The 16330-nt window shown below is 68.8% G+C and carries 17 protein-coding genes; 7 read left to right on the forward strand and 10 right to left on the reverse strand.

All coding sequences use genetic code 11. The features are described 5' to 3' along the window. The first annotated feature begins 22 nt into the window (after positions 1 to 22). Both allB and AB0E63_RS12570 read left to right on the forward strand, forming a co-directional pair. Positions 23 to 1366, forward strand: a complete 1344-nt coding sequence (allB, locus tag AB0E63_RS12565) for an allantoinase AllB (RefSeq protein WP_360364705.1) — start codon at positions 23 to 25, stop codon at positions 1364 to 1366. Further along, complete coding sequence (locus tag AB0E63_RS12570) at positions 1363 to 2178, forward strand: bifunctional allantoicase/(S)-ureidoglycine aminohydrolase (RefSeq protein WP_360364707.1); 816 nt, start codon at positions 1363 to 1365, stop codon at positions 2176 to 2178. The genes allB and AB0E63_RS12570 overlap by 4 nt, the downstream gene beginning before the upstream one ends. A gap of 1 nt (position 2179) precedes the next feature. Here the strand turns inward: AB0E63_RS12570 and AB0E63_RS12575 are convergent, their stop codons facing one another. After that, the gene (locus AB0E63_RS12575; RefSeq protein ID WP_360364709.1) at positions 2180 to 2719 is read right to left on the reverse strand and encodes a GNAT family N-acetyltransferase; all 540 of its coding nucleotides are present in this window, start codon (positions 2717 to 2719) and stop codon (positions 2180 to 2182) included. 83 nt (positions 2720 to 2802) lie between these two features. Between AB0E63_RS12575 and AB0E63_RS12580 the strand changes: the two genes are divergently transcribed. Beyond that, entirely contained in the window at positions 2803 to 3570 is a 768-nt protein-coding gene (locus AB0E63_RS12580; protein WP_360364711.1) for an SDR family NAD(P)-dependent oxidoreductase, read from the forward strand. 105 nt (positions 3571 to 3675) lie between these two features. Here the strand turns inward: AB0E63_RS12580 and AB0E63_RS12585 are convergent, their stop codons facing one another. Together AB0E63_RS12585 and AB0E63_RS12590 are read right to left on the reverse strand one after the other, a co-directional pair. Then, positions 3676 to 4470, reverse strand: coding sequence for an ABC transporter permease (locus tag AB0E63_RS12585; RefSeq protein ID WP_360364713.1), 795 nt, complete (start codon positions 4468 to 4470; stop codon positions 3676 to 3678). Beyond that, a complete protein-coding gene (locus AB0E63_RS12590) occupies positions 4467 to 5420 on the reverse strand; it encodes an ATP-binding cassette domain-containing protein (protein ID WP_360364715.1) in 954 nt (317 codons plus the stop codon). Before AB0E63_RS12590 ends, AB0E63_RS12585 begins: the two co-directional genes overlap by 4 nt. 96 nt (positions 5421 to 5516) lie before the next feature. Between AB0E63_RS12590 and AB0E63_RS12595 the strand changes: the two genes are divergently transcribed. Then, entirely contained in the window at positions 5517 to 6290 is a 774-nt protein-coding gene (locus tag AB0E63_RS12595) for a TetR/AcrR family transcriptional regulator (RefSeq protein WP_360364716.1), read from the forward strand. On the opposite strand, the gene AB0E63_RS12600 is transcribed toward AB0E63_RS12595, so the two are convergent. The 4 genes from AB0E63_RS12600 to AB0E63_RS12615 all read right to left on the reverse strand — a co-directional run bounded on the left by AB0E63_RS12600 (position 6287) and on the right by AB0E63_RS12615 (position 9847). Continuing rightward, the gene (locus AB0E63_RS12600; RefSeq protein WP_360364718.1) at positions 6287 to 6889 is read right to left on the reverse strand and encodes an FMN reductase; all 603 of its coding nucleotides are present in this window, start codon (positions 6887 to 6889) and stop codon (positions 6287 to 6289) included. The two genes, AB0E63_RS12595 and AB0E63_RS12600, sit on opposite strands and share 4 nt — an antisense overlap. Beyond that, positions 6886 to 7998 (reverse strand): LLM class flavin-dependent oxidoreductase, encoded by a 1113-nt coding sequence (locus AB0E63_RS12605; RefSeq protein WP_360364720.1) that lies wholly within the window; start codon positions 7996 to 7998, stop codon positions 6886 to 6888. The genes AB0E63_RS12600 and AB0E63_RS12605 overlap by 4 nt, the downstream gene beginning before the upstream one ends. A gap of 112 nt (positions 7999 to 8110) precedes the next feature. Next, positions 8111 to 8413, reverse strand: a complete 303-nt coding sequence (locus AB0E63_RS12610; protein ID WP_360364722.1) for a hypothetical protein — start codon at positions 8411 to 8413, stop codon at positions 8111 to 8113. A 558-nt stretch (positions 8414 to 8971) separates the two neighbouring features. Beyond that, positions 8972 to 9847, reverse strand: a complete 876-nt coding sequence (locus AB0E63_RS12615) for an aldo/keto reductase (RefSeq protein WP_360364724.1) — start codon at positions 9845 to 9847, stop codon at positions 8972 to 8974. Positions 9848 to 9997: 150 nt separating this feature from the next. Between AB0E63_RS12615 and AB0E63_RS12620 the strand changes: the two genes are divergently transcribed. Then, the gene (locus tag AB0E63_RS12620) at positions 9998 to 11527 is read left to right on the forward strand and encodes an alkaline phosphatase D family protein (RefSeq protein ID WP_360364726.1); all 1530 of its coding nucleotides are present in this window, start codon (positions 9998 to 10000) and stop codon (positions 11525 to 11527) included. Then, on the forward strand, positions 11524 to 12336 hold the full coding sequence (locus tag AB0E63_RS12625) for a polysaccharide lyase family protein (protein ID WP_360364728.1): 813 nt from the start codon (positions 11524 to 11526) through the stop codon (positions 12334 to 12336). The genes AB0E63_RS12620 and AB0E63_RS12625 overlap by 4 nt, the downstream gene beginning before the upstream one ends. On the opposite strand, the gene AB0E63_RS12630 is transcribed toward AB0E63_RS12625, so the two are convergent. Next, positions 12337 to 13473, reverse strand: a complete 1137-nt coding sequence (locus tag AB0E63_RS12630) for an alkaline phosphatase D family protein (protein WP_360364730.1) — start codon at positions 13471 to 13473, stop codon at positions 12337 to 12339. A 158-nt stretch (positions 13474 to 13631) separates the two neighbouring features. Between AB0E63_RS12630 and AB0E63_RS12635 the strand changes: the two genes are divergently transcribed. After that, a complete protein-coding gene (locus AB0E63_RS12635; RefSeq protein ID WP_360364732.1) occupies positions 13632 to 14114 on the forward strand; it encodes a GNAT family N-acetyltransferase in 483 nt (160 codons plus the stop codon). Here AB0E63_RS12635 and AB0E63_RS12640 read toward each other — a convergent pair. Both AB0E63_RS12640 and AB0E63_RS12645 read right to left on the reverse strand, forming a co-directional pair. After that, positions 14109 to 14831, reverse strand: a complete 723-nt coding sequence (locus tag AB0E63_RS12640; RefSeq protein ID WP_360364734.1) for a phosphotransferase — start codon at positions 14829 to 14831, stop codon at positions 14109 to 14111. The two genes, AB0E63_RS12635 and AB0E63_RS12640, sit on opposite strands and share 6 nt — an antisense overlap. Positions 14832 to 14841: 10 nt before the next feature. Continuing rightward, a complete protein-coding gene (locus AB0E63_RS12645) occupies positions 14842 to 16281 on the reverse strand; it encodes a diguanylate cyclase (RefSeq protein ID WP_360364736.1) in 1440 nt (479 codons plus the stop codon). Positions 16282 to 16330 lie beyond the last annotated feature (49 nt).

The raw sequence follows: 16330 nt of genomic DNA on the forward strand, positions 1-16330 counted from the left end.
CCGGAGCGAAGCGAGGACGTGGATGAGCTTGCTGGACCTCGTGATCCGGGCTCGCCGGGCGGTGCGTACGGCGGGCGAGACGGCCTGTGCCGTCGGGGTCCGGGACGGGCGGATCGTCGCGATCGCGCCGTACGACGCCGATCTCGACGCCGCCACGGACGTGCGGCTGGCCGAGGACGAAGTACTGCTCCCGGGTCTGATCGACTCCCACGTGCACGTCAACGACCCCGGCCGTACCGAGTGGGAAGGCTTCACCTCCGCAACGCGCGCCGCCGCGGCCGGTGGTGTCACCACGATCATCGACATGCCGCTCAACAGCATCCCGCCGACCTGCGACCCGCCGGCGCTCGACCTCAAACGCAAGACAGCCCAGACCCAGGCGTACGTCGACGTCGGCTTCTGGGGCGGCGCGATCCCGGGGAACGTCCCCGAGCTCCGCCCACTCCACGAGGCCGGCGTCTTCGGCTTCAAGTGCTTCCTGCTGCACTCGGGCGTCGAGGAGTTCCCGCCGCTGGACCCCGCGCAGGTCGAGGCTGCGATGCGCGAGATCAGCGCGTTCGACGGCTTGCTGATCGTGCACGCCGAGGACGCCCACCGGATCGACGACGCGCCGCCGGCGAACGGCAGAAGCTACCTCGACTTCCTGCACTCCCGCCCACGCGAAGCGGAGAACGAGGCCGTCGCGCACGTCATCGAGCTGGCCCGCGCGACCGGCTGTCGCGTGCACATCCTGCACGTCTCCAGCGCCGAGGTCCTGCCGATCATCGCCAAGGCGCGCGACAACGGCGTCCGGATCACCGCCGAGACCTGCCCGCACTACCTGACCTTCACCGCGGAGGAGATCCCCGACGGCGCGACGCAGTACAAGTGCTGCCCGCCGATCCGCGAGGCCGCCAACCGCGACCTCCTCTGGGACGGGCTCAGAGACGGCACGATCGACCTGGTTGTCTCCGACCATTCGCCGTCGACGATCGACCTCAAGAACCTGGACACCGGCGACTTCGGCACCGCCTGGGGTGGCATCGCCTCGCTGCAGCTCGGCCTGCCGGCGGTCTGGACCGAGGCCCGCCGCCGCGGCTTCACACTGACCGACGTCGCCCGCTGGATGTCCGCCGCCCCGGCCGCGCAGACCGGATTGCGCACCAAGGGCCGGCTCGAGGTCGGCTACGACGCCGACTTCTGCGTCCTCGCCCCCGACGAGTCCTTCGTCGTGGACGCGAAGACCCTGCGCCACAAGAACGCCATCACGCCGTACGACGGACGCACGCTCGACAGCGTCGTTCGCAGCACCTGGCTAAGGGGCCAACCCGTCGACAGTGAAGCCGGCCCCCGTGGCCGCCTGCTGACCCGAGGAGGACAAGGATGAGCTACTACGCCCCGAAGGGTGGACTGCCCGCGCAGACCGACCTCACCACCGACCGCGCGGTCTTCACCGAGGCGTACGCCGTCCTCCCGCGCGGCACGATGCGCGACATCGTCACCAGCCGGCTCCCGTTCTGGGAGGACACCCGGCTGTGGGTGATCGCCCGGCCGCTGTCCGGGTTCGCCGAGACGTTCTCGCAGTACATCGTCGAGGTCGCGCCGGGCGGCGGCAGCGACAAGCCGGAGACCGACCCGGCCGCCGAGGCCGTCCTGTTCGTTGTCCAAGGCAACTTGGTACTCACGGTCGCCGGCGAGAAGCACGCACTCGCGCCGGGCGGGTACGCGTTCCTGCCACCGGGCGGCGACTGGACCCTGCGGAACACGAGTGACGCGGTCGCCACCTTCCACCTCGTCCGCAAGGCGTACGAGCGGATCGAGGGCATCGACGTACCGCCGGCCTTCGTCACCAACGAGGCCGACGTCGAGGGCATCGCGATGCCGGGCACCGAGGGCCGCTGGAAGACCCAGCGGTTCGCCGATCCGGACGACGTACGGCACGACATGCACGTCAACATCGTCAGCTTCGAGCCCGGCGGCGTGATCCCGTTCCCCGAGACCCACGTGATGGAGCACGGCCTCTACGTCCTCGAGGGCAAGGCCGTCTACCTCCTCAACAAGGACTGGGTCGAGGTCCAGGCGGGCGACTTCATGTGGCTCCGGGCCTTCTGCCCGCAAGCCTGCTACGCCGGCGGCCCGGGCCGTTTCCGCTACCTCTTGTACAAGGACGTCAACCGCCACCCGAAGCTGACGATCTGACTCAGCTGGAGATCGTCACCGGGCGTTCGGGTGCGATCAGGGGGTCCGTGATCAGGCGGGCGTGGCGCTCGACGTCGTAGCGGGCGCCGTCGTACGCGAGGCGCTGGCGTTCGAGGCCCTCGGAGAGGAAGCCCGCGCCGGCGGCGACCGCGCAGGACGCGGGGTTGTTGAGGCGATGCCCGAGCTCGAGCCGGTAGAGGCCGGCGTCGTGGTGGGCCCAGCCGGCGAGGGCGCGGAGCGCGTCCCGGGCGACGCCTTGCCCGCGGACGTCGGCGAGGGTCCAGTACCACGTCCAGCCCACCTGGTGCCGGTCGATGTTCGTCACCGCCACGCACCCGATCGGGTGGTCGTCGGCGTCCGCGACGGCGTAAACATGCCCGTTGTCCAGGTCGGCGACCCGCCCGATCCAGTCCACCGCCGAGGCCCGGTCCACGATCCCGCCCTGCGTCCGCATCTCGGGATCCCGGTGCGCCGCCGCCAGCCGCAACGCATCCGCCGTCCGCCACCGTCGCAGCCCCAGCTGCCCGAGCGCGTATCCCATTCGTCGAATCTACCGCTCGGTTCCGTCCTACGGACCCGCGTACGGCGCGTTATGTCCGGCGCGGGCAGGAGAGGATAGGGCGCATGGGATATCTGGATTTCAGGGATCAGGTTGTCGTGGTGACCGGCGCCAGCAGCGGGATCGGGGCCGCGGCGGCGGCCGGGTTCGCGGAGACCGGGGCGACGCTCGCCCTGCACTACCACCGCAACTCCGACGGCGCGAAGCACACGGTGGGTGCGGTGCAGACGGCCGGCGGTACGGCGTCCCTGCACCAGGCGGACCTGGCCGACCCGAAGTCGGCCGACGCGTTCATCGACGACGTACTCGCGGAGCACGGCCGGATCGACGTACTGGTGAACAACGCCGGTGACCTGGTCAAGCGGACCGCGGTGGCCGACGTACCGGACGAGGAGTTCCACCGGATCCTGGACGTGAACCTGACGTCGGTGTTCGCGCTCAGCCGCCGGATCGTGCCGGTGTTCCGCGCCCAGGGCGGTGGCGCGATCGTCAACGTGACCTCGATCGCCGGCCGCAACGGCGGTGGCGGCGGGTCGGTCGTCTACGCGACCAGCAAGGGCGCGGTCAGCACCTTCACCCGCGGCCTGGCCAAGGAGCTCGCGCCCGAGGGCATCCGGGTCAACGCGATCGCGCCCGGTGTCATCAAGACCCCGTTCCACGACCGGCACACCGGCGACGAGCAGCTGACCGCGCTGGTCGGCACCATCCCGATGGGCCGCACCGGCACCCCGCACGAGTGCGTCGGCACCATCCTCTTCCTCGCCTCCGACCGGATGGCCTCCTACGTCACCGGCCAGATCATCGAGGTCAACGGCGGCCAACTGATGCCGTAGGCGGACTCCCGCCACTCACCAACCTCGATCCGTCGCCCCGCTGCACGCTCACCGGTTGGTGCAGCCGAGCTTGGATCGGGGTTTGGTGAGTGGCGGAGGTCCGGCTCAGCGGGACAAGGTGCGGAAGCGGTGGGCGGAGAGGGGGAGGAAGACTGCGATCAGTAGGGCAGGCGCGATGAGGGCGGCCAGTTCGGCGTGGGTGCCGATCCAGGTCGCGGTGGCCGACGGGTCGGGGTTGCCGAAGAGGGCACGGGAGGCGGTGGCCGTCGCGGACAGCGGGTTCCACTGCGCGATGGTGCCGAGCCAGGACGGCATCGTCGAGGTGGCGACGAAGGCGCTGGACAGGAAGCCGATAGGCCAGACCAAGACCTGGACCATCGTCACGCTCTGCGCGTTCTTCACCGTCAGTCCAATGAAAATCCCCATCCACAGCAACGCGAACCGCAGCAGCAGGAGCAACCCGAACGCGCCCAGCGCAGACAGAAGCCCCTCGTGCCACCGCCAGCCGAGCGCGAGCCCGGTCGCGACCAGCACGAGCAGCGTCACCGCCGAGTCGAGCATGTCCGCGATGCACCGCCCGAGGACGACCGCCGCCGAGCTCATTGGCAGCGACCGGAAGCGGTCCGTCACTCCCTTGTCCTTGTCCTGAGTGACCGCGGTCATCGTGCCCTCCAGCCCGAAGAGCATCGACAGCGCGAAGATCCCCGGCACGAGGAGCTCGTAGTACGACTCACCGTCGGGGAAGTCCATCGCGCCGCCCAGCAACGCGCCGAACATCAGCAACATCAGCACCGGGAAGAACCAGTTGAAGATCACGATCCCCGGCTGCATCCGCCAGTGCACCAGCGTCCGCCGCGCGATCGTCCAACTGTCCGCCAGTGCCCAGCCAAACGCCGTCATGCGGCTACCTCCGGTCCGGTCAGGTGTAGGAAGACCTCGTCCAGGGTCGGTCTGCGCAAGGTGATGTCCTCCGGTTCGATCTTTGCCTCATGCAACGAGTTGGCGATCACCACCAGGGCTTTGGTGCGGTCCTTGACCGGCACGCTGATCCGTACGTCGCTCACCCGGATCTCCCCGTCCGCCAGAGGTTTCGCCAACTCGACCACTGTGCTGACGTCCAAGGGATCCGTGAGTACGAGATCCAGCCAGTCCGACCCGAGTCGGGTCTTCAGCTCGTCCGGGGTGCCCTCGGCAACGACCTTGCCCTCCTTGAGCATCGAGATCCGGTTCGCCAGCTGATCCGCCTCCTCCAGGTACTGCGTGGTCAGGAGCACCGTCGTCCCGCCGTCGACCAGTTGCCGTACCGCGGACCACACCTCGAGCCGCCCGGCCGGGTCCAGGCCGGTCGTCGGCTCGTCCACAAAAAGAACTCGTGGGGCCACGATCAGACTCGCAGCGAGGTCGAGCCGCCGCCGCATACCGCCGGAGTACTTGCTGACCGCCTGGCCGGCCGCGTCCGTCAGGCTGAACCGCTCGAGCAGTTCGTCCGCCCGGCGTACGGCGACGGCGTGCGCCAGGTGGTTCAGCCGGCCGAACATGACCAGGTTCTGCCGCCCGGTCAGGACTTCGTCGATCGCGGCGTACTGCCCGACCAGCCCGATCCGGCGCCGGACCTCGGCGCCTTGCCGGCAGACGTCGTACCCCGCGATGGTCGCCGTACCGGAGTCCAGTTCCAGCAGCGTGGAGAGGATCCGCACCGCTGTCGTCTTGCCGGCGCCGTTGGGGCCGAGCAGCCCCGTCACCGTGCCGGCCATGACCTCCAGGTCGAATCCGTTCAGACCAGCCCCCTCGGTGCCGCCTTTGTAGTGCTTCCGTACGCCGACGGCCTCGATCACACGTTCCGTAGTCACTTCCCACCTCTCGCCCGGTTGAGTCGTAGACTGTACCGTACACTGTACGACTCAGGTACGATCGGGACAACGACGACCGGCTGGAGAATGTTCCCGTTGACTGGAAAGAAGGTGGCCGCGCCCGATCCGGCGCGCAGCCTGGCGCTGCTCTGGGGCAGTCATACGAAGGCCGGCCGCTCCGGCCTGACCGTCCGCGCGATCGTGGACGCCGCGATCGAGCTGGCCGACGCGCAGGGGCTCGAGGCGGTCTCGATGCGGATGGTCGCCGAGCGGCTGAAGGCCGGCACGATGTCGCTCTACACCCACGTGCCCGGCAAGGGTGAGCTGACCGACCTGATGTTCGACCGCGTGTACGGCGACCTGTACGCCGACGTCGACGAGCCGGCCGGTCAGCCCGGGGGATGGCGGGGAGCTCTGGAGTTCATCGCCCACCGCAACTGGGACGTCCTGACCGAGCACCCGTGGATCCACGAGGTCCCGACGATGCGTACGGCGCTGGGCCCGAACATCACCAAGAAGTACGAGGCCGAGCTACGTCCCCTGGACGGCCTCGGCCTCACGGATGTCGAGATGGACTCCGCCCTCACCCTGGTCCTCACCCACGTCCAGGGCACCGCCCGCGCCGGCGCCGAACAACTCCGCACCCAACGCGACTCCGGCCTCACCGACGAGGAGTGGTGGCGTCAGATCTCGCCGACCCTCACGCACGTGATGTCCGGGACGGCTCAGCACTTCCCCGTCGCCGGCCGCGTCGGCACCGCGGTCGGCGAACACTTCCAATCCGTCCTCGACCCAGCCCACGCTCTGGCGTTCGGCCTGACCAGGATCCTCGACGGGATCGGTCTGCTGATCGAGGAGCGGTCCGCCTAGCTGTTGAGCAGGTCCTCGAACGGGGTGGGGTTGTCGTACGGGTCAGTCGGGATCGGCTTCTCATGGTGAAGGGCCGCGACCAGGTCGGTGGCTGCCTGCGCGATGCGGGTGCGGAGCTTCGCCGCGTTCGGGCCCCAGTCGGTCGAGGCGGCGTACACGGCGGTGGAAACCGGGGCTGCCTTCAGGTAGGCGAACAACGGGCGCAGGGCGAACTCGAGGACCAGGGAGTGCCGCTCGGTGCCGCCGGTTGCGGCGAGCAGGACGGGCTTGCCGGCCAGGGCCTGGTCGTCCAGTACGTCGAAGAATATCTTGAAGAGCCCGGAGTACGACGCGCTGAAGGTCGGGCTGACCACGATCAGCGCGTCGGCCGCGGTCACCGTGTCCAGGACAGTCCGCAAGGATGCCGTCGGGAAGCCGGTGAGCAGGTTGTTGGTCAGGTCGTGCGCGTGGTCGCGCACCTCGATCAGCTCGATCCGAGACTCGATCCCGCGGCCGGACAGCTCGTCCTGGATCGCGGCCGCAAGCTGGTCGGCGAGCAGCCGGGACGACGACGGCGTCGTCAGCCCGGCCGTCACCACAGCGATCACTCGCTCGGTCATACCGTCGGCTCCTCGATCGTCTCCAGGTCGCGCGCCCGCTCGGCGGCGGCCTTCAGTGAAGCATGCGTCGGCGCGTCCGGCACATGTGCCGGCTTCTTCGCCGCGAACTCCTTGCGCAGCACCGGAACCACCTCTTCGCCGAGGATGTCCAGCTGCTCCAGCACGGTCTTCAACGGCAACCCGGCGTGGTCCATCAGGAACAGCTGCCGCTGGTAGTCACCGAAGGCCTCCCGGAACGACAGCGTCCGCTCGATCACTTCCTGCGGGCTGCCGACCGTCAGCGGGGTCTCCCGGGTGAAGTCCTCCAGCGACGGGCCGTGTCCGTACACCGGCGCGTTGTCGAAGTACGGCCGGAACTCCCGGACGGCGTCCTGCGAGTTCTTGCGCATGAACACCTGACCACCGAGACCGACGATCGCCTGGTCCGCGGCGCCGTGCCCGTAGTGCTCGAAGCGGCTGCGGTAGAGCTCGATCATCCGCGCGGTGTGGGTGATCGGCCAGAAGATGTTGTTGTGGAAGAACCCGTCACCGTAGTACGCCGCCTGCTCGGCGATCTCGGGTGACCGGATCGAGCCGTGCCAGACGAACGGCGGTACGCCGTCGAGCGGCCGCGGGGTCGACGTGAACCCCTGCAGCGGCGTACGGAACTTGCCTTCCCAGTCGACGACCTCCTCGCGCCAGAGCCGGCGCAGCAGGGCGTAGTTCTCGACCGCGAGCGCGATGCCGTTGCGGATGTCCTGACCGAACCACGGGTACACCGGACCGGTGTTGCCGCGCCCCATCATCAGGTCGACCCGGCCCTCGGCCAGGTGCTGCAGCATCGCGTAGTCCTCGGCGATCTTCACCGGGTCGTTGGTGGTGATCAGGGTCGTCGAGGTGGAGAGGATGATCTTCGACGTCTTCGCGGCGATGAACCCGAGCTGCGTGGTCGGCGACGACGGCACGAACGGCGGGTTGTGGTGCTCACCCTGCGCGAACACGTCCAGCCCGACCTCTTCGGCCTTCAACGCGATGGCCACCATCGCCTTGATCCGCTCGCCCTCGCTCACGGTCGTCCCGGTCGTCGGGTCCTCGGTCACATCCCCGACGCTGAACACACCGAACTGCATCTGTCCTCCTCGCTCGCACCTGCCACCAGGTAGTTCACTATTAAACTACCAGAACGCCACTCCCTGGCGAGTCATTCCCCGCACCGCCCCGCGTGGCCGACGTGTACGGCGGTCAGAGTCCGGGATACTCGATCACGGTCTCGGCCGACCGGGCGGCGAGTTGCCAGCTCTGCCGCCGGAAGGCCAGCACGATGCAGGCGAGTGCTGCGCTGCTGACCAGCGCGGCGCCGACGATCAGCGTGACGTCGCCGGTGAGGCCGCCGGTCACGACGAGCCCGAGCCCGACGAGGACGGCGCAGACTGCCAGTGTGATGGCCGCGGGCCGGCTCTGCCAGACCCAGCGACCGCCCTGCTCGACTTCGGCGGCCAGGCCGGTCGCAAAGGATCGCGGCGTTGTTGCCGCCGAACGCGCCACCGAAGTACCCGAGGGCGCCGCCGGCGATCATGCCGACCCCGCCGAGCAGGATGGCCACCGGCAGGTTGAACCAGCTGGCGATGAGCGCGCCGATCAGACCGCGCGGATTGCGCAGCATGCCGGTGATCAACCAGACGAAAGTGTTCTGGTAGCCCGGCGGCCGGCTGAACACCCGGCGCAGCTTCGTTCCGATCGAGACCCGCGGCGCCGGGAGGGCGACCGGTGAGGAAGTCGGTTGCCAGGAACTCTGAGGAGCGGTCGGCGGGCCGGGCTGCTCCTGGAACGACGCCACGGTCGGGTCGACCGGTCGAGCACCGGTCGCACCGCAGTGCGGGCAACTCTGTCCGACCGGATCTCGCTGATTCCCGCAGCGGACGCAGATGCCCACGTATGCCTCCCCAGAGTCGGCTGCCTCATACGTGCTCAGTGCCACTCCGTGATCACGGAGTGGCACCGAAACTCGACTCTAGCGGTCCGAGCGGTCGACGTAGGGCGGGCTCGGACGATCTGTGGACAACTGCCACTTGTTGCAATCGAGCCCTGGGGAGGCCAGCAGAATCAGGCTGCGTCGAGCGCGGCTACCTGGTCTGGGGTGAGGGTCAGGTCGGTGGCGGAGTAGGAGTCGCGGATGGTCTCGGGGCGGCTGGAGCCGGGGATGGGGATGACGTACGGCGACTTCGCCAGCATCCACGCGAGAGTCAGGCGCTGGGGGCTTACGCCCAGGTCGGCGGCGAGTTGGTGGAAGGCGGGGTGCTTGGAGCCGAGATCGCCGGCGTTGGAGATGCCGCCGAGCGGGGACCAGGGCAGGAACGCGATGCCGAGCTCGTCGCACAGCTCGAGCTCCGGCTCGCTGGAGCGGAAGGCGGGGGAGAACTGGTTCTGCACCGAGACCAGGCGGCCGCCGAGGATCTCGTTGGCCTGCTTGATCTGGTCCGGGTTCGCGTTCGAGATGCCGGCCAGCCGGATCTTGCCCGCGTCGAGCAGGTCCCGGATCGCACCGATCGAGTCCTCGTACGGCGTCTTCGGGTCGGGCCGGTGGAACTGGTACAGCCCGATCGCCTCCACACCGAGCCGCTTCAGCGACGCGTCGGCCGCCTCGAACAGGTGCTTCGGTGAGCCGTCCACGGTCCAGCGACCGTCGCCCGGACGCTCGTGGCCGCCCTTGGTGGCGACGAGCACGTTCGACGTGTCACCGCCGTACGACGCCAGTGCCTTGGCGATCAGGCTCTCGTTGTGACCGACATCGGTCGCGGTCAGGTGGTACGCGTCGGCGGTGTCGATCAGCGTGATCCCCGCGTCGAGGGCGGCGTGGATGGTCGCGATCGACCGGGCTTCGTCGGGCCGGCCCTCGATCGACATCGGCATCCCGCCGAGCCCGATCGCGGACACCTCGACGTCACCGATCCGGCGGGTCTTGTTCGTGTCAGCTGCCATGCATCCAACCTCGCTCGCCCGGACCGCGGATTCCAACAGGAATATCCGCACAGACTCAGCACCGTCAGTGCTGAATGCATTGTCAAGGGGTTACCTTTCGAACGCTGCTTACGTAAGAATGTGACACCCTCTTTGGAACGGAGCCCGCCCGTGCCTCCTCCCTCCCGACGTACCTTCCTCCAACTGACCGGACTCGGTGCCGCGTCGGTCGCGATCGGTGTCGCCGCGCCGGCCAGTGCCGACGCCACGCCCGGTCGTCCGATCCCGTCCGGTGCGTTCGCGCTCGGTGTCGCGTCCGGCGATCCCCGGCCGGACGGCTTCGTGCTGTGGACCCGGCTGGCCCCGACCCCGTTGGCCACCGACGGCCACGGCGGGATGCGCGCCGACCGCGTACCCGTGCAGTACGAAGTGGCCGAGGACAGCCTGTTCAAGCACGTCGTACGGCGAGGGCTCGCGATCGCCACGCCTGAGCTGGCGCACGCCGTACATCCCGAGGTGCGCGGGCTCCGGCCGGGTCGCGAGTACTTCTACCGTTTCCGGGCCGGCACCGAGGTCAGTCCGGTCGGCCGGGCGAAGACGTTGCCGGTGAGCGGCGACCAGTTCACCTTCGCCACCGCGTCCTGCCAGGCCTGGTACCACGGCTACTTCCCCGCGTACAAGGACATCGCCCGCCGCTCGCCGGACGCGGTGTTCTTCCTCGGCGACTACATCTACGAGTACGGAATCGTTGCCGGAGACAACCTCTGGCGCGAGGGTGTCACGGTCGGTCCCGAACACGGCGTCGAGATCGAGACCCTCGAGCAGTACCGGCTGCGGTACAGCCTGTTCAAGACCGACCCGGACCTGCAGGCCGCGCACGCGGCCGCGCCCTGGTTCGTGGTCTGGGACGACCATGAGGTGCAGAACAACTACGGCGCCGACAACTCGCTGTACGGGATCCCGCCGGAGCTCTTCGTGCATCGCCGGGCCGTGGCCTACCGCGCGTTCTACGAGAACCTGCCGGTCGCTCTGAACAGCCTCCCGCACGGTCCGGACGGCCAGCTCTACCGGCGGTACGACGTCGGCTCGCTGGCCCGGGTCCACCTGCTCGACACCCGCCAGTACCGCGACCCATTGCCGGTCAGCGAGGCCGATCGAGTGTCCGAGCAGCGCACCATCATGGGCGCCGAGCAAGAGGCCTGGCTGTACGACGGCCTCCAGCACTCGCCCGCGACCTGGAACATCCTCGCGGGCGGCGTCGTCCTCACCGCGATCACCGACGACCGGACCGAGCAGTGGGACGGCTATCCCGCGAACCGGCGGCGCGTGATCGAGGCGATGAGCCAGGCCGGGACCGCGGTCATGCTCACCGGTGACATCCACCGCCACGTGGCATCCGAGCTCAAGCTGGACTTCGCGAATCCGGACTCGCGGACAGTCGGCGTCGAACTGGTCTGTTCGTCGATCGGATCCAACGGCGACGGAACCGACACCGACACGTATGCGAAGGACTGGCTGCAGCACCCGTACGTCAAGCTCTACAACGCCCGCCGCGGATACGTATACACGACCCTCACCCGCTCTGAGCTGACCACCGAGTTCGTCAACTTCCCCTATATCCAGGCGGACGCGAACGCCGAGCCGCACGTGGTCGCCGCCTTCCGCACCCCCGTCGACGCTCCCCGCCTGGAGGCATTGTGACGAACCGCCCACCCGCCATCACCGGCCTGCACGGCGCCGGCGCGATCGGCACCGTCACGCTCGACTGGAAGCCGGTCTCGTGGATAACCGTTGTCGACCACTACGCCGTGTACGTCGACGACACCTTGGTCGGCAAGACGGTCTACCCACACTTCGTCCACCGCGGCCTCGGCTTCACCGGCGTCACCAGGTCCTACCACGTGGTCACGGTCGATGCCGCTGGCAACAGATCGCGGTCGTCCGGGGCCGCAGCCGTCGCCAACCTGACCTCGGTCACGGTGTCCGGCGTACCGGTCGCGACGGTCGGGACCTTCGACGGCAAGGGCTCCGAGCTCGCGCTGTCGCCGAAGGGGTACGCCGGCTATCCGGCCCGCTTCCCGTCGGACGTCGACTACACCTTTGGTACGTCGACCCCGTCGGCGGACTGGTCGTACCTGCTACCCGGCCCGGCCGACAAGTGGGCCGGCTCCAAGAACCACCGGGCCACGTTCCGCTTCGAGCTGACCGCCGTACCGGAGCAGGATCTCGATCTGGCCCTGTGGTTGATCGACAGCCACGCCAGCCTGGCCGCCTCCGCGGTGCTCACCGTCAACGGCACCGAGGTCGACCGCCTCACCTTCGCCAACGGGGCGACCAAGGGATCGACGATTGCCGACAGCACCTATCCCGGTTCGCCGCTGAGACCGTCGTACCTCGAACGACCGCTGCCGAGGGCGCTGTTCCGCGCCGGAGCGAACGTCCTCGAACTCTTCAAGGACCAAGGCTCCTGGATCGCGTACGACGCCCTCGGCATCTTCTCCCGGAAGTGATCAGGATGCGTGCACGTGCGGGTTGCGGTCCTCCACGACGTACGTCGCGCGCGTGCTGATCGGAGCGCCCTGGGTCTGGACGAAGGGGACGACGCGGAAGTCGGAGCGCCACTGCTTCCGGTCCACGGTGACGCGGACATAGCCGCGCTGGGAGTTGAAGAACTTCAGGTACGGGCTGGCGGCCAGGAACTGCTGACCCTGGTCGGTCGTGTCGGAACCGTCGCCGCCGCTGGTGATCGACGTACCGACGAACTCGGTGCCCACCGTGGCCGAGTCCGGGTCGGCGAAGTCGCGCTTGAGCTCGAGGGCGTGGTTCTGGTGCCGGTCGCCGGTGATCACGACCAGGGTGCGGACGCCGCTGTCCTGGGCGGCCGCGAGTACCTTGTTGCGCTCGGCAACGTAACCGTCCCACGGGTCCAGCCAGACGTGCGTCTCCGGACCGGGAGTCCAGTCCGTCTGGCCCATCGGGGTCTGGTTGCCGATCACCTGCCAGCGGGCGTGTGACTGGCGGAAGCCGTCCAGCAGCCATGCGCGCTGCTTGCCGCCGACCATGGTGTTGTCCGGGTTGAACCGGTCGTCACAGGTGGACGAGTCGCCGTCGCCGCAGGGCTGGTCGGTGCGGTACTGGCGGGTGTCCAGGAGGGTGAAGTCCGCGAGCCGGCCGTACGGGAGCCGGCGGTGGTAGCGGATGTCCGGGCCGGCCGGCATCTGCGCGTGCCGCAGCGGCATGTGCTCGTAGAGCGCCTGGAAGGCCTGCGCCCGGCGAGCCCGGAACACGGCCGGGTCCTGGTCCGGCTCGGTGTCGGCCTGGGAGAGGTCGCCGGCCCAGTTGTTCTCCACCTCATGGTCGTCGAACGTGTGGATCCACGGATGCGCCGCGTGCGCGGCCTGCAGCGGCGCCTCGGTCTTGTAGAGCGCGTGCTGCAGCCGGTACCGGGCCAGGTCGAAGGTCTCGGTGTGGACCGAGTGGCCGAGCTCAGGGGTCGCGACGACGCTGGACCGCCGTACGACGTGGCGGAAGTGCTCGTCCCGGGCGACCTCGTTGCGTAAACGGATTGCCTGTGGCGGACGGAGCGGCGTACGTGGTCGAGGCGTCCCGGGCCCCGGTGCCGAGCAGCACGGCGGCGGTGCCCGCACCGCCCAGGCCGAGAAGGCGGCGACGTGAAACGGACATGTGAGAGTTCCTCCTGGTGGGCGGCGGGATTGCGGTCAGCCTTCCGCCCGCGGGTGGCTCACAGTTGGTCGGTAAGCTAACGGGAATGCTCGGTAGATCGAGCAACCGGCACGATAGGGGCATGCAAATCGACGACCGAGTACGACGTGCGCGTCCCGAAGACATCCCCGCGATCGTGGACCTGGTGTACGGCCTGGCCGAGTACGAGCGCGCGCCCCAGGAGTGCCGCCTCACCGCGGAGCAACTGCAGACCGCCCTGTTCGGACCGACGCCCGCGGTCTTCTGCCATGTCGCCGAACACGAGGGCGAGGTGGCCGGCTGCGCACTCTGGTTCCTCAGCTTCTCCACCTGGCGCGGCGTCCACGGCATTTACCTGGAAGACCTCTTCGTCCGCCCCGAAACCCGCGGCACCGGCCTCGGCAAAGCCCTCCTCACCGCACTGGCCCAAGAATGCGTCCGCAACAACTACGAACGCCTCGAGTGGTCCGTCCTCAACTGGAACACCCCCGCCATCGACTTCTACAAGTCCCTGGGCGCCGGCCCCCAAGACGAATGGACCGTCTACCGCCTGACAGACGACGCCCTCGCCCAACTGGGCTCATAAGCCCTGGGCAGCAGCTTCCTGCAATTCGGCTGCGTTGGCCTGGACCCAGTCGCGTTGCCTGCGGATATCTGCCGGTACGCCGAGGTTCACGAGGTGCTGCATTGCGGAGTCACCGGCGGCGGCCGCGGCGTCGATGCCGTCCGCGGCCCGCGACTGCCACCAGAGGATAGTGGCGACGAGGTCGGTGAGATCGGTCGAGCCGTAACCGCTCAACAGCGCCTTCCATTGGGGTACGACGCGCGCAACGTCGCCGAGGTCGGCGTATTGCCAGCAAATGAAGGCGATGTCGTGGATACGCGGACCGGGAGCGGCTATGTCCCAGTCGATGAAGGTGATGGCGCGTGTGCCGTCAGAGGTGTAGACGGTGTTCTTCGGCGACAGGTCGTTATGGCAAACCACCTCCTGATCACCGGCGAGCGCCGTACCAGCGGTGAGGTCGTGGAACTCACGAACCAACGCCCCCACTGACTCGAGCGTCTCGACCGACGTCACCGCGTCTTGCCACGGACGTTCCCACGCGACATAGCCGTCGACGAAACTCAGCCGCTCACGCCCGTCCTCGTCCACGCCGAGAAACCGCGGCGCCCCACTCCACGCATCCAGCAGCCTCAGCAGTGCGTGCACGAATTCCGCCCGCTCACCGGGCTTCCGCAGTACGGCGTCCCCTCGGCGGACCACCACGTTCACGAACCCGCCGCGCAACTCCTGATCGTCCACCGCGGGAAGTCTACGAGCGGCGGTGTTTGACGGCGTACATGGCCTGGTCGGCCGCGTGGAGGAGGGCGTCGAGGTCGGTTGCGGCCGGCGTGATCGGGACGGTGCCGATGCTCGTGGTGACCTGGACGTCGATGTTCGGCAGCGGGCGGCTGACCGCGGCCTCGACCCGTGCGATCAGGGCGTCCAGGTCGTCCCCGGCGATGTCCTCGGCGAGTACGGCGAACTCGTCGCCGCCGAGCCGGGCCACGGTGTCGCCGTGGCGGACCCCGGCGGTCAGCCGGCCGGCGATCTCACGGAGAGCACGGTCGCCGGCCTCGTGGCCGTACCCGTCGTTGACGAGCTTGAAGTGGTTCAGGTCGCAGAACAGCAAGGCGCCTGGCCGGCCGGAAGCGCGGGTCCGTTCCAGAACGGAAGCGAAGCGGTGCTGGAGCAGCCGGCGGTTCGGCAGACCGGTGAGCGGGTCGTGGGCCGCGTGGTGGCGGAGTTCGCGTTCGGCGACCTTGCGCGCGGTCACGTCGTCGATCTGGATCAGCAGGATCCGCGGCTGGCCGGCGCCCTGCCCGACGATCGCCGCCGTACCACCGAGCCAGATCTCGTTCCCGCTGGGCTGCGAGAAGATCCGCTCGAACCGGTACGTCCCGTTGCCTTCGGCAACCTGTTCGAGCTCGTGGCGGGTCTGGTCGGGCTCCTCGTCGCGGAGGAAGTCCACCATCCGCGTGCCGACCAGTTGGTCCGCGGCGTACCCGGTGATCCGGCAGAACGCGTCGTTGACGCGCAGGATCCGGCCCAGGTCCGGCCCGTCGAACGCGATCGTCGCCATCCCGTTGCCGGCGCCCTCGAAGACCTTCCGGAACGTGGTCTCGCTGACCTCCAGCCGCGCCTTCTCGGCCCGTAGTTGATCGGTCAGCCGGGCCTTGTCGATCGCCAGCCCGGCCTGGGTGGCGAAGATCTCCAGCAGCTCCCGGTGGATCGGGCCTGGCCGGCGCTGGTCCTCAGGCAGGTCGACCGCGAGCATGCCGACCAGCTCACCGTCGGGTGAGTACAGGGGCGCGAACAGCGCGTCCAGCGGATGCCAGGCGTCCGGATCGTCAGACACCGGTACGTCGGGCACCCAGCCGATGACCTCGCCCTCCGGGAGTCGCTCGTGCGGTACGAAGCGCAACTTCCCCCACTTGTCCGCGATGGCGAACTCGGCGTCGAAGATGTCCGCGGCGCTGACCGTTCCGATCAGCGCCTCGCGTGCCTCCGGGGATCCAGCGACCGCGATCACCTCGAACTTCCCGTCCGCGTGCCGCAGGTTGAGCAGGGCGATACCGAAGCCGAGACCGTCGACGACGCCGTCCACGACGGCCTGCAGCGTCTCGGCCAGGCTGCGCCCCGCACCCATCCGCGCGCTCACCTCGTAGAGGCGGCGGACGGCCGTCAGCCGGACCGTTGGCTCGTTGGGCACGCGTCGAGAATATGCCGATCTCACCGGGGGTGAGCACCTGTCATCAGAT

The sequence above is a fragment of the Kribbella sp. NPDC026596 genome (assembly GCF_040638415.1).
Classification (GTDB): domain Bacteria; phylum Actinomycetota; class Actinomycetes; order Propionibacteriales; family Kribbellaceae; genus Kribbella.

What these genes read in the sequence shown, in the direction of transcription:
- allB (WP_360364705.1), top strand. Translation starts at nt 23, where the DNA reads ATGAGCTTGCTGGACCTCGTGATCCGGGCTCGCCGGGCGGTGCGTACG.
- AB0E63_RS12570 (WP_360364707.1), top strand. Translation starts at nt 1,363, where the DNA reads ATGAGCTACTACGCCCCGAAGGGTGGACTGCCCGCGCAGACCGACCTC.
- AB0E63_RS12575 (WP_360364709.1), bottom strand. Translation starts at nt 2,719, where the DNA reads ATGGGATACGCGCTCGGGCAGCTGGGGCTGCGACGGTGGCGGACGGCG.
- AB0E63_RS12580 (WP_360364711.1), top strand. Translation starts at nt 2,803, where the DNA reads ATGGGATATCTGGATTTCAGGGATCAGGTTGTCGTGGTGACCGGCGCC.
- AB0E63_RS12585 (WP_360364713.1), bottom strand. Translation starts at nt 4,470, where the DNA reads ATGACGGCGTTTGGCTGGGCACTGGCGGACAGTTGGACGATCGCGCGG.
- AB0E63_RS12600 (WP_360364718.1), bottom strand. Translation starts at nt 6,889, where the DNA reads ATGACCGAGCGAGTGATCGCTGTGGTGACGGCCGGGCTGACGACGCCG.
- AB0E63_RS12605 (WP_360364720.1), bottom strand. Translation starts at nt 7,998, where the DNA reads ATGCAGTTCGGTGTGTTCAGCGTCGGGGATGTGACCGAGGACCCGACG.
- AB0E63_RS12615 (WP_360364724.1), bottom strand. Translation starts at nt 9,847, where the DNA reads ATGGCAGCTGACACGAACAAGACCCGCCGGATCGGTGACGTCGAGGTG.
- AB0E63_RS12635 (WP_360364732.1), top strand. Translation starts at nt 13,632, where the DNA reads ATGCAAATCGACGACCGAGTACGACGTGCGCGTCCCGAAGACATCCCC.